8 protein-coding genes, 16 tRNA genes and 2 rRNA genes are annotated in these 12063 nt (G+C 43.1%); 25 read left to right on the top strand and 1 reads right to left on the bottom strand.

The features are described from left to right. Positions 1–177 precede the first annotated feature (177 nt). The 20 genes from MKY80_RS19650 (at position 178) to MKY80_RS19555 (ending at position 7510) form a co-directional block, all read left to right on the top strand. Positions 178–3105: ribosomal RNA gene (locus tag MKY80_RS19650) — 23S ribosomal RNA — on the top strand. A 113-nt stretch (positions 3106–3218) separates the two neighbouring features. Next, positions 3219–3334 (top strand): 5S ribosomal RNA (rrf, locus tag MKY80_RS19645). 16 nt (positions 3335–3350) lie between these two features. Continuing rightward, positions 3351–3427, top strand: a tRNA-Asn gene (locus MKY80_RS19640). 5 nt (positions 3428–3432) lie between these two features. Then, positions 3433–3524, top strand: a tRNA-Ser gene (locus MKY80_RS19635). A 24-nt stretch (positions 3525–3548) separates the two neighbouring features. Continuing rightward, positions 3549–3623, top strand: a tRNA-Glu gene (locus MKY80_RS19630). Positions 3624–3642: 19 nt separating this feature from the next. Then, a tRNA-Val gene (locus tag MKY80_RS19625) sits at positions 3643–3718 on the top strand. A gap of 26 nt (positions 3719–3744) precedes the next feature. Continuing rightward, a tRNA-Met gene (locus tag MKY80_RS19620) sits at positions 3745–3819 on the top strand. A gap of 3 nt (positions 3820–3822) precedes the next feature. After that, positions 3823–3898 (top strand) — tRNA-Asp (locus MKY80_RS19615). Positions 3899–3912: 14 nt separating this feature from the next. Then, positions 3913–3985, top strand: a tRNA-Phe gene (locus tag MKY80_RS19610). 10 nt (positions 3986–3995) lie between these two features. Further along, positions 3996–4071, top strand: a tRNA-Thr gene (locus MKY80_RS19605). A gap of 9 nt (positions 4072–4080) precedes the next feature. Continuing rightward, positions 4081–4164: transfer RNA gene (locus tag MKY80_RS19600), tRNA-Tyr, on the top strand. Between the two features lie 13 nt (positions 4165–4177). Then, positions 4178–4251, top strand: a tRNA-Trp gene (locus MKY80_RS19595). Between the two features lie 13 nt (positions 4252–4264). Continuing rightward, positions 4265–4340 (top strand) — tRNA-His (locus MKY80_RS19590). Between the two features lie 42 nt (positions 4341–4382). Continuing rightward, positions 4383–4458, top strand: a tRNA-His gene (locus MKY80_RS19585). 21 nt (positions 4459–4479) lie between these two features. Next, positions 4480–4554: transfer RNA gene (locus MKY80_RS19580), tRNA-Gln, on the top strand. A 6-nt stretch (positions 4555–4560) separates the two neighbouring features. After that, a tRNA-Gly gene (locus tag MKY80_RS19575) sits at positions 4561–4635 on the top strand. An 8-nt stretch (positions 4636–4643) separates the two neighbouring features. Then, positions 4644–4717: transfer RNA gene (locus tag MKY80_RS19570), tRNA-Cys, on the top strand. A gap of 47 nt (positions 4718–4764) precedes the next feature. Continuing rightward, positions 4765–4845: transfer RNA gene (locus MKY80_RS19565), tRNA-Leu, on the top strand. A 149-nt stretch (positions 4846–4994) separates the two neighbouring features. Next, positions 4995–5957, top strand: a complete 963-nt coding sequence (locus MKY80_RS19560; protein WP_107922650.1) for a tyrosine-type recombinase/integrase — start codon at positions 4995–4997, stop codon at positions 5955–5957. Positions 5958–6634: 677 nt separating this feature from the next. Continuing rightward, positions 6635–7510: a hypothetical protein gene (locus MKY80_RS19555; protein WP_342530815.1), complete on the top strand. Its 876-nt coding sequence runs from the start codon at positions 6635–6637 to the stop codon at positions 7508–7510. Between the two features lie 53 nt (positions 7511–7563). On the opposite strand, the gene MKY80_RS19550 is transcribed toward MKY80_RS19555, so the two are convergent. Further along, the gene (locus tag MKY80_RS19550) at positions 7564–7785 is read right to left on the bottom strand and encodes a helix-turn-helix transcriptional regulator (protein WP_342530814.1); all 222 of its coding nucleotides are present in this window, start codon (positions 7783–7785) and stop codon (positions 7564–7566) included. Positions 7786–7936: 151 nt separating this feature from the next. On the opposite strand from MKY80_RS19550, the gene MKY80_RS19545 reads away from it, so the two are divergent. From MKY80_RS19545 to MKY80_RS19525, 5 genes are all read left to right on the top strand, one after another. Next, entirely contained in the window at positions 7937–8410 is a 474-nt protein-coding gene (locus tag MKY80_RS19545) for a hypothetical protein (RefSeq protein ID WP_342530812.1), read from the top strand. Continuing rightward, positions 8407–8631, top strand: coding sequence for a hypothetical protein (locus tag MKY80_RS19540; RefSeq protein WP_342530810.1), 225 nt, complete (start codon positions 8407–8409; stop codon positions 8629–8631). Before MKY80_RS19545 ends, MKY80_RS19540 begins: the two co-directional genes overlap by 4 nt. Before the next feature lie 331 nt (positions 8632–8962). Next, the gene (locus tag MKY80_RS19535) at positions 8963–9508 is read left to right on the top strand and encodes a collagen-like protein (protein WP_241603347.1); all 546 of its coding nucleotides are present in this window, start codon (positions 8963–8965) and stop codon (positions 9506–9508) included. 839 nt (positions 9509–10347) lie between these two features. After that, positions 10348–10569, top strand: a complete 222-nt coding sequence (locus MKY80_RS19530; protein ID WP_342530807.1) for a hypothetical protein — start codon at positions 10348–10350, stop codon at positions 10567–10569. A 282-nt stretch (positions 10570–10851) separates the two neighbouring features. Then, positions 10852–12054, top strand: a complete 1203-nt coding sequence (locus MKY80_RS19525; protein ID WP_342530806.1) for a DEAD/DEAH box helicase family protein — start codon at positions 10852–10854, stop codon at positions 12052–12054. Positions 12055–12063 lie beyond the last annotated feature (9 nt).

Below are 12063 nucleotides of genomic sequence, written 5' to 3'. Positions count from 1 at the left end.
AATAGTAACAAACACATTTATTTTTTAAGTTTTTTTATAGGCTTAATAACATTAAAAGGTTTCAAGACACGAGCAGTTCTAGGAAGCAATCGAGTAAATGAAGGAGCGTACTTCAGTACGTGACTGATTGAACGAGTGAAGCTGACAACGAAATGCGATGTGTATTGAAAGCTGATAGGTTAAGTTATTAAGGGCGCACGGCGAATGCCTTGGCACTAGGAGCCGAAGAAGGACGGCACTAACACCGATATGCTTCGGGGAGCTGTAAGTGAGCTTTGATCCGGAGATTTCCGAATGGGGGAACCCACTACGTTTAATCGCGTAGTATCTTGACGTGAATACATAGCGTCTTGAAGGCAGACCCAGGGAACTGAAACATCTAAGTACCTGGAGGAAGAGAAAGAAAAATCGATTCCCTGAGTAGCGGCGAGCGAAACGGGAAGAGCCCAAACCAAGAGGCTTGCCTCTTGGGGTTGTAGGACACTCAATACGGAGTTACAAAAGAGCGAGTTAGATGAAGCGACTTGGAAAGGTCCGCCAGAGCAGGTAAAAGCCCTGTAGTCGAAAGTTCGTTCCCTCCTGAGTGGATCCTGAGTACGGCGGAACACGTGAAATTCCGTCGGAATCCGGGAGGACCATCTCCCAAGGCTAAATACTACCTAGTGACCGATAGTGAACCAGTACCGTGAGGGAAAGGTGAAAAGCACCCCGGAAGGGGAGTGAAAGAGATCCTGAAACCGTGTGCCTACAAGTAGTTAGAGCCCGTTAATGGGTGATAGCGTGCCTTTTGTAGAATGAACCGGCGAGTTACGATTACGTGCGAGGTTAAGCTTTAGAAGGCGGAGCCGCAGCGAAAGCGAGTCTGAATAGGGCGAAATAGTACGTGGTCGTAGACCCGAAACCAGGTGATCTACCCATGTCCAGGGTGAAGGTAAGGTAACACTTACTGGAGGCCCGAACCCACGCACGTTGAAAAGTGCGGGGATGAGGTGTGGGTAGCGGAGAAATTCCAATCGAACTTGGAGATAGCTGGTTCTCTCCGAAATAGCTTTAGGGCTAGCCTCGTGATGAGAATACTGGAGGTAGAGCACTGTTTGGACTAGGGGGCCATCCCGGTTTACCGAATTCAGACAAACTCCGAATGCCAGATATTTATACACGGGAGTCAGACTGCGAGTGATAAGATCCGTAGTCAAAAGGGAAACAGCCCAGACCACCAGCTAAGGTCCCAAAGTAATCGTTAAGTGGAAAAGGATGTGGCGTTGCACAGACAACCAGGATGTTGGCTTAGAAGCAGCCATCATTTAAAGAGTGCGTAATAGCTCACTGGTCGAGTGACGCTGCGCCGAAAATGTATCGGGGCTAAACGATTCACCGAAGCTGTGGATTGACATCTACGATGTCAGTGGTAGGAGAGCGTTCTAAGTGCGTTGAAGTCAGACCGGAAGGACTGGTGGAGCGCTTAGAAGTGAGAATGCCGGTATGAGTAGCGAAAGACGGGTGAGAATCCCGTCCACCGTATGACTAAGGTTTCCTGAGGAAGGCTCGTCCGCTCAGGGTTAGTCGGGACCTAAGCCGAGGCCGATAGGCGTAGGCGATGGACAACAGGTTGATATTCCTGTACCACCTCCTCACCGTTTGAGAAATGGGGGGACGCAGTAGGATAGGGCAAGCGCGCTGTTGGTTATGCGCGTCCAAGCAGTAAGGCGTGTGTGTAGGCAAATCCGCACACTGTAACGTTGAGCTGTGATGGCGAGTCCGTATGGACGAAGTTCCTGATTTCACACTGCCAAGAAAAGCCTCTATCGAGGTGAGAGGTGCCCGTACCGCAAACCGACACAGGTAGTCGAGGAGAGAATCCTAAGGTGTGCGAGAGAACTCTCGTTAAGGAACTCGGCAAAATGACCCCGTAACTTCGGGAGAAGGGGTGCTCTTGAGCGTGCAAGCGCATGAGAGCCGCAGTGAATAGGCCCAGGCGACTGTTTAGCAAAAACACAGGTCTCTGCAAAACCGTAAGGTGACGTATAGGGGCTGACGCCTGCCCGGTGCTGGAAGGTTAAGAGGAGTGGTTAGCGCAAGCGAAGCTGCGAATTGAAGCCCCAGTAAACGGCGGCCGTAACTATAACGGTCCTAAGGTAGCGAAATTCCTTGTCGGGTAAGTTCCGACCCGCACGAAAGGCGTAACGATCTGGGCACTGTCTCAACGAGAGACTCGGTGAAATTATAGTACCTGTGAAGATGCAGGTTACCCGCGACAGGACGGAAAGACCCCGTGGAGCTTTACTGTAGCCTGATATTGAATTTTGGTACAACTTGTACAGGATAGGTAGGAGCCAGAGATCTCGGAGCGCCAGCTTCGAAGGAGGCGTCGGTGGGATACTACCCTGGTTGTATTGAAATTCTAACCCATGCCCCTTAGCGGGGCAGGAGACAGTGTCAGGCGGACAGTTTGACTGGGGCGGTCGCCTCCTAAAAGGTAACGGAGGCGCCCAAAGGTTCCCTCAGAATGGTTGGAAATCATTCGTAGAGTGTAAAGGCACAAGGGAGCTTGACTGCGAGACCTACAAGTCGAGCAGGGTCGAAAGACGGGCTTAGTGATCCGGTGGTTCCGCATGGAAGGGCCATCGCTCAACGGATAAAAGCTACCCCGGGGATAACAGGCTTATCTCCCCCAAGAGTCCACATCGACGGGGAGGTTTGGCACCTCGATGTCGGCTCATCGCATCCTGGGGCTGTAGTCGGTCCCAAGGGTTGGGCTGTTCGCCCATTAAAGCGGTACGCGAGCTGGGTTCAGAACGTCGTGAGACAGTTCGGTCCCTATCCGTCGTGGGCGTAGGAAATTTGAGAGGAGCTGTCCTTAGTACGAGAGGACCGGGATGGACACACCGCTGGTGTACCAGTTGTCTTGCCAAAGGCATCGCTGGGTAGCTATGTGTGGACGGGATAAGTGCTGAAAGCATCTAAGCATGAAGCCCCCCTCAAGATGAGATTTCCCATTACGCAAGTAAGTAAGATCCCTCAAAGACGATGAGGTAGATAGGTTCGAGGTGGAAGTGTGGTGACACATGGAGCTGACGAATACTAATCGATCGAGGACTTAACCAAAAAAGTTTGAAACCTTCAATGAACCGTTTATCCAGTTTTGAAAGAATAAAATTATTATATTATACTTGTAATTTCGATAAAATATGTTATAATAAGTATTGTCTTTCAAATAGTCTAGTGATGATGGCAAAGAGGTCACACCCGTTCCCATACCGAACACGGAAGTTAAGCTCTTTAGCGCCGATGGTAGTTGGGGGCTTCCCCCTGTGAGAGTAGGACGTCGCTAGGCTGTATACTAAAATTATTCCGAAGTAGCTCAGTTGGTAGTAGCACCTGACTGTTAATCAGGTTGTCGCAGGTTCGAGTCCTGCCTTCGGAGCCATTCTTGGAGAGTTGTCCGAGTGGCCGAAGGAGCACGATTGGAAATCGTGTAGGCGGTTAACACTGTCTCAAGGGTTCAAATCCCTTACTCTCCGCCAGCACTTTTAATTATTCCAAACGAAGGCCCCTTGGTCAAGTGGTTAAGACACCGCCCTTTCACGGCGGTAACACGGGTTCGAATCCCGTAGGGGTCACCATTCATTTTTATACCCAGATGGAGGATTAGCTCAGCTGGGAGAGCATCTGCCTTACAAGCAGAGGGTCGGCGGTTCGAGCCCGTCATCCTCCACCATTTTTAAAAACAACATATATCATTATCGCGGGGTGGAGCAGTGGTAGCTCGTCGGGCTCATAACCCGAAGGTCGTTGGTTCAAATCCAGCCCCCGCAACCAAATGGTCCCGTGGTGTAGCGGTTAACATGCCTGCCTGTCACGCAGGAGATCGCCGGTTCGATCCCGGTCGGGACCGCCATTTTTATAGTATATGGGTCAGTAGCTCAGTTGGTAGAGCATTAGATTGAAGCTCTAAGTGTCGGCGGTTCGATTCCGTCCTGACCCATCATTTTTTTGCCGGTGTAGCTCAGTTGGTAGAGCAACTGACTTGTAATCAGTAGGTCGTGGGTTCGACTCCTATCGCCGGCACCATTTATTCCCGGAGGGGTAGCGAAGTGGCTAAACGCGGCGGACTGTAAATCCGCTCCTTAGGGTTCGGCGGTTCGAATCCGTCCCCCTCCACCAGTTTTTATCAAATAGGGGCATAGTTTAACGGTAGAATAGAGGTCTCCAAAACCTTTGATGTGGGTTCGATTCCTACTGCCCCTGCCAATTAAATTTTATGGCGGTTGTGGCGAAGTGGTTAACGCACCTGATTGTGGTTCAGGCATTCGTGGGTTCGATTCCCATCAGTCGCCCCATTTAACTTTAAAATAAAATAAAACAAAATAATATTAATTATGGCGGTTGTGGCGAAGTGGTTAACGCACCTGATTGTGGTTCAGGCATTCGTGGGTTCGATTCCCATCAGTCGCCCCATTTTTATATATAATTATCTTTTGGGGTATAGCCAAGCGGTAAGGCAACGGATTTTGATTCCGTCATGCCCTGGTTCGAATCCAGGTACCCCAGCCATTTATTGCGGAAGTAGTTCAGTGGTAGAACACCACCTTGCCAAGGTGGGGGTCGCGAGTTCGAACCTCGTCTTCCGCTCCAAGTATGATGGCGGCATAGCCAAGTGGTAAGGCACAGGTCTGCAACACCTTTATCACCGGTTCAAATCCGGTTGCCGCCTCCATATTTTTACTGCTAATCGGTTTATCCGATTTTTTTTATCTCCATTATGCCGGTGTGGCGGAATTGGCAGACGCGCACGACTCAAAATCGTGTTCCTTTGGAGTGTCGGTTCGACCCCGACCACCGGTATCACTTAAATCGTTAATTTGACGGGCGTTTCATGCGTAAGCATGAGGCGCTTTTTTACGTTCTAGACGTATAATGTGCGTCAAATTAGTCGTTAGCATATTCGCTATCAGACCGTTTTCCTTAAATACTAAGGAAGGCGGTCTTTTTCTATGTCTAAGCGTAATAACGAATTAGTAGGACGGGAACTCGATCTCGTGAGTCGTTCGGTATCAATGCAGGTGACAACGTTCGATGAAGCGTTGGCAGTATTTATAAAGGATGCGAAACGACGTGGCTTGCGCGAATTTACGATCACTTACTACCAACGTGAACTAAATCACTTCCGTACGTTCTTGGTCAGCGTAGGGCATTCGCTATTTATCCACGACGTACAGCGGAAACACCTAGAGGAGTTAGTCGAGGATATGCAAGTACGCGGACTCCGGACAACAACGATTAACTCGAAGCTACGAGCGATTAGAGCGTTCTTTCATTGGCTACTCGAAAATAAATACTTGGCCGTAAATGACCTGGCGAAGTTTCCGTTAGTCCGTGACCGTAAGAACAACGTTGAAACGTTTACAGTTAAACAATTACATGCGCTATTCAATGCGACGGACAAGCGTACATTCACAGGTCAGCGAGATTATACGTTTATGATGCTGTTACTCGAAACTGGAATCCGGTTAAATGAAGCTTGCGGTATTTTAGTAGAAGATGTGAAGCTATCAGAAGGCCTCGTGTTTATTCGTAATACGAAAAATCATTATCATCGCTATGTACCGATACAAGCGAAAATGAAGGAGCAGCTTCGTCGGTATCTTCAATTAAGAGGGACATGCGAAACAGATGCGTTATTTGTCACCTTAGAAGGTACAGGAATGAAACGTAATTCTCTGCAGAAGATAGTCGCTCAATACGGTAATAAAGCAGGCATCAAGGGCGTTAGATGCTCGCCTCATACAATGCGCCATACGTTCGCTAAGCTTTCGGTTATGAATGGCGCTGGCATATTCGAGTTACAAAAGATACTCGGCCATTCAACGATGGAGATGGTAAAAACCTATGTAAATCTATTTTCAACGGAGGTCCACGACAAGCATCGTGAGTTTAGTCCATTAAATAATCTTTAGACAAAAAGAAAAAGCCGAGTGCGCTAACACTCGACCTTAACTGAATATGACTACCGATAAAACGATAGCATACACACCAATGTAACGCTATTGTACAGCCTTTTCGAAAAAATTACAACGACTGGGCTTATTTAAGTGCGCTTATTTTTCGGTAGTCCGACGAGGTTGCCCATAATTCGTCGTTAAAATAACCTGGAAAGGTTGCCGAACCGTTGCAAAAAATCGGATATATCCCTGTCAAAGCGGTTTCTTGTTTCCGTTGGGATGAATCGGGGAGTACGCCCAATTTAACGGTACGGTGGTTTACTGGCTAACTACGGTTAGGGTAAGCGCAGCCAAGCGGACAAGCAGTTAGCAAAAGCTAACCAATCAAGGACGGTCCGCACACGTAGGACAGTAATTACGTGAGGCATCGCAGAACGAAAGTTCTCTACGAAACAAGACGACGAGCAACCTCAATAAATCTCCATGACGTTGAATAATCGCGTAGTTACTTTATGTCTATTACTCTTTTTTGAGTTTTAGATATAAGGTAACGACTTTCTCCGATTTCCTAATTTCATCAGCCATTCTGTTGGATAATCGGGTTCGGTTGTCAAACGAAATATCTGGGTTTGGATATTTTTATATATTAAACTGGGTTAATTTAGTAGAATTTAATTTGGAGGTGTTCAAGTTTGATATTTGATATGACTGATTATAATAGCAACATTAAATCATTAGCGGAATTTTTAGACTTAACAGAAGAAGAAATTTCAAATTTTGTCTCAGAAAGCACAGATGTAATGGATTTTTTGGAAGCATTTGATATAAAAGATGAAAAACTTTTAGAAAAGGATATTGAATTGGTTAGCTTACATAGTACGGCTAGTATTGACAATTGTAAGTCAATTAAGGAAAATGGGATAATTAACCTGCAGAACGCTGTTACACAAAAAACTCCATTAAATGATTATTTAACAAATAAGAATATCCAAATTAATATTGATGAAAAGTACATTTTATTTAATGGTGAAAAATTGGATATTAGTAATGTAACACCTGGATATTGTTTGGAATACGAAGAAGAATGTAGGAATACTGTAATTCACAAATTTTATGGCGACTTTCAAATTAACGGATTTTTGAGTCACAGAAATGTGCTTACATACGGAGGTAATACAAGAAAAAGACCGGAGATTCTTTTTAATTTAGCGGAATTTTTAAAAGATCGAAAAATTGAATCAGATTGGGTTAAAGATGAAAATAATCAACATCACATAATTAAATTTAAGCAACCTTTGAATTACTATATATATTATACATTTGAGGCTGAATATGATGATAGTGATTACGGAATTACGAAAGGTAATTTAGAATACTTACAGAAAGAGATAATAGAAGCAAAAGTAAAGAAATGGGTAATCCAAAAATCGCTTAATATTGTAAGGGAAGGCGTAGACGAACTTTTTTCTTATGTAAATCCAAAAGTAAAAATTGAACCAAAAGATATAATAGAAATTATGACAGAACAAGAATATATTGATAAGTATAAAATAATGAGTAATTATTGAAAATGTAGAGAAAAAGATAATTAACGCTTAGAAAACACAAAAGGCGCAGCCCATTAATCGGCTTGCGCTTTTTCTTCGTCTACTATTTCAATGAGATCGCTAATATCGCAATTCAAAGCTTTACAAACCTTCTCTAATGTATCGAATTTTATTCCATCAGTGTCCTCGTTATACAAACGTGAAAGACCATTTCTATGTAATCCAGTTTCTTTCGCTAATTCAGAAATCTTCATTCTTTTCTCACCTAATAAACGAGATAAATGTACTTTAATCATATGTAATCACAATCCTTTTTTAATTCTATTTTACACTGTAGTGTATATAACTTCAATTTATTGTTGACAATGCACACTGTAGTGTATATTATATTAATTATAAAGCACATCGTAGTGTGCATAAATAACACTAAGAGAGGCGGAATGTGAAATGTTTACGACGTTAGACGAAGGCAAATGGTTAACAGACAATGAAGTTTGGTCAGTGGAGTATCAAATTGTATCGTTTGAAAAAGAAGGCGTATTCTCAACGTCTTATCAAGTGTTTGTGAAGCGACGTAACTGTAGATGGGATTACACAGTTCCTACGACACCAGTTTCGTTATACGTACAGGAAATGATTGACGACACTATCCGTAAGTGCAAACGTTTAATAGCAGAGTATACGAAAAAAGTAGCCGATCAAGCTAAGGAAATTGTTATCGCAGATAGTAGTGATTACTTAAATAATTACGAAGCTGTATCCACAGAGAAAGGGGCATGGAGAACGATTGTAATGCGTTTATCAAATACAGCGCTTAAAACAATTCCGATTTTCGATCATATGCATGTAGTTTGTTCAGATTTCTATCGCGCCTTGATAGTAGATGGTCAGGAGTTAGTAATTGGGGGGATTTCAGCATGAAACAAGGAGTTGCGCGTAAAACGTCAGCACAGTCGTTTGAGCGTGAATATAAGAAGGCGTACATTAAGTTACTAACGAAAGCAGCCGTCGATACAGCGAAGCAAGTGGATGCATATTTTTTCGGTGAAGAAGGCGAAGAAGGTGAGCTTAGAGTGTGGTATTACGGTACAACAGCGTTTTCTATCGCAATAGCTTTGTTTCTATGTGTGATGATGTATTAATCAACATTCCGAAATAGACATCCATCTTAATATATGAAAAGTTCCTCATTCGTGCCAACGAGTGGAGTCGTCCGTTTTGCGCCAACATTACGGACAATAAATACGCTGGAGTCAGCGCCAACAGATTTCAGGGAAAGGCTATCGCGCCAACGGTAGCCAAATAAGCTAGATAAAATGTGCAGTAATCTTTATATAAATTATTTAAGCTATATTACCAATTTTTTGTAAAATATAATATCCATAATGATGTCTAAATTATTAATTGAAAATAGCCTATTGCCCTTTGCTTCATTTATCACACGAATAAAATACTATAAATGGAGGTGAAAAAATGGATAACTGTAATAACTGTAATAAACGTTCCTGTTTATGTGGAAGCCAAATAGGACCATTCAGAGCAGTCGATCTCTGTGGAATTACAGGCTCTATTCCTCCTGTAACACCAACAGCATGTAGTGGTCTTTGCGAATATGGATATATATATAATCTAGGTCCTGAAACTGTAGCTGTAGAAGCAGATATTATTTTTGATTCAACAGGTATAGTTACTCCGGGAATTACGCATACTCCAGGAACCTCTCAAATTTTTGTTACTAGACCAGGAATCTACGAGGTTACTTTCAGCGTATCAGGTGTTGAACCTAACCAATTCACATTATTTTTAAATGGTGTACCGATTCCAGAAACAGTCTATGGTTCAGGAGCTGGTACTCAACAAAACAACGGTCAGGCAATAATTGCAATACCGTCTGGCGGTATACTTACTCTTAGAAATCATTCCTCCGCTGCAGCAGTAATCCTTCAAACTTTGGCAGGAGGCACACAAACTAACGTAAATGCTTCTATTATCCTTAAAATGTTAAGTCCTATTGTCTAGAGATATAAAGACAAAATTTAAAAATAATAGATTTTTAGTTCGGAGTGATTAACCTTTTGCACAGGAATTACTCCTTTTTTCTTTTAATATTTATGCTTAGAATGACTAAATCAACAGTACAAACAGTGAGAATTTATCGAGGGAAATATTTAAAAGATTTTGCGGGAAAGTTGTCTCGAAAAGGGAATTTGTTCGGGTATAGATAGTAGGGAAGTTTATCGCCCTCATTTCGCCTTTAAAAACGTGCCTAAAAACGGTTTTAAATCGCAAGTCGACGTATTTACCATCTAAAGCGTTTCGGCGCTAAATCAAAGGAGGATTGAACGGAATTGAACATCGCAGTAGGTATCGTAAATATCCAGCGGAAGTTATTCGAAAAGACTGGACGTAAAACTGACGCATATTACAGCGAAGGGCAAGGAGTCTTGTACGTATTCATGGACGAACCATTAACGGTACAAAACGTAGTTTACGCAGCGTCTGAAACGGAACTTATGATGAACGCAATTTAACGAAGAGGAATAAATTTTTCCGAAAAGTTGTCCCAAAAACAGAGGTTTTAGTGTGCAGTGTATAGTAGATGCAAATTTGGAAAAAGTGCGACGTCGCACTATTTGCTGATAGGGTGGACGGCTATTGCATATTAAAAGCGGCTTGACGCTTAGAGTGAGTAAGGCTGAACGGAAGTGGAGGAAATAATTTAAAAAAATGCAAAAAAGCACTTTACATTCCGCAAGTGCTGACGATATAATAAAAGTTGGTATGTCTGTTTTGTGCAGAGTTAACCTATATTATCAAATATCAATTTATAATGTCATTATACAGGAGGATGAACAGCAATGCAAGCGAAAAACGAAAAATTTATCGTAATCCATTCTCGCCAAGTAGCACAGGAAATCATCGATGCAGGACAGGCCCTAATCAAAATGGAACCTAGTCGACATAGGCGGGGCAAACTTGTCTTTATATTCGAACGATCACATCTTATCGATGAAATTCTCGCCAAAAGTTCTAGACGGCCTCAACAGCAACACTTATCTGAAATAAAAAGTGCTTATTGACCGTTAGAAACCGCGTCATATCAACGTTTGTGAGGTGTCGTCCTTAAAGAGAGGTATATAAAAAGTGCTTATCATCGATGACAGTTTACTGGCATCGATAGGCGAATGAAATGAGCCGTAGAGTTCTTTACGAAGCATTCGCTAACGCTCATACTTCTATTTTTGCTAATCGCAAAAATGATATCTGTTGATAAACACTTATATCGATATAAAAGTGCTTAAGCGCTGAGGCGGTGAGGTCGTCGTCTACAACAATAATTCTACAAATCGGGAGGTTTTCAAATGGAAATGAAAAACGTAACGGTAATTGATTCGGTGATGGGAGCAGGAAAGACGACTTATGCTATTGACTACATAAACGGCGCAAGTCCGTTGGATCGTTTCATTTATGTTACGCCGTTCTTAGCCGAGGTCGATCGTGTGATTAGTTCGGTAACAGGACGTGAGTTTGTACAACCAACGAATAACGTAGAAGGCGGTAGTAAATTAACGAGCCTAAAGCGATTGATAGAGGACGGTAGAGACATCGTAGCAACGCATAGCCTTTTTGAAATGGCAGACGATGAACTGCGCTACTTGTTGCGTGAGAATAACTACACCTTAATATTGGACGAGGTTATAAGCGTGATAGACAAAGCTGGCGTTTCTCCGTCTGATATGCGACTTCTACTCGATAAAGGCCTAGTGAAAATGGAGAACAACAAAGTCGTTTGGACTGCGAGTGAAGTTGAATATGAGTACGGAGTATTCGACCGTATCAAGCTACTAGCGCAAGCAGGGACGCTCTTTTATCACCGTGACAAATACTTAATTTACGCGTTCCCACCTTCAATCTTCGAAACATTTGCTAGTGTATACGTTTTGACATATCTATTTGAGGCGCAGCTAATGAAATATTATTTCGAATTGTATTCGATTCCCTACGATTTAAAAGCAGTCAAAGACAGCCAATTAATCGAGTATGACAAGTGTCAGGAAGGACGCGAGCACCTTCGTTCATTAATTAATCTCTATGACGGACCGCACAACGACCATGGCAGTGTTCCGACCGCATTTTCTAAAGGTTGGCTGAGCCGTCGAAGCGATGGAGAAATGACTGCTATCCGTTCTAGTATGCAGTCATATGTCCGAAATATCATCAAAGCAAAGACTGACGAAGTTTTATGGACAACGATTAAAAGCTATCAAACGGATTTAAAAGGAAAGGGCTATACAAAGGGATTTCTAGCGTGTAATGCCCGTGCGTCTAACGAATACGCAGACCGTTCAACGTTAATGTACTGCTACAACCGTTACATGCATCCTATCGAGAAGTCGTTTTTTCAAGATCACGATATAACTGTTAGTGAGGATAAGCTAGCGGTATCAGACTTACTTCAATGGGTTTGGCGCTCACGCATCCGTAACGACGAACCTATCAATCTATATATGCCTGCTCGACGTATGCGAGAATTACTCGATAAATGGGCACGATACGAAATTTAATAGTAAAAC

The sequence above is a fragment of the Lysinibacillus sp. FSL R5-0849 genome, from assembly GCF_038595075.1.
GTDB classification, from domain to species: domain Bacteria; phylum Bacillota; class Bacilli; order Bacillales_A; family Planococcaceae; genus Lysinibacillus; species Lysinibacillus fusiformis.
This window is presented reverse-complemented; position numbering and strand designations above follow the sequence as displayed.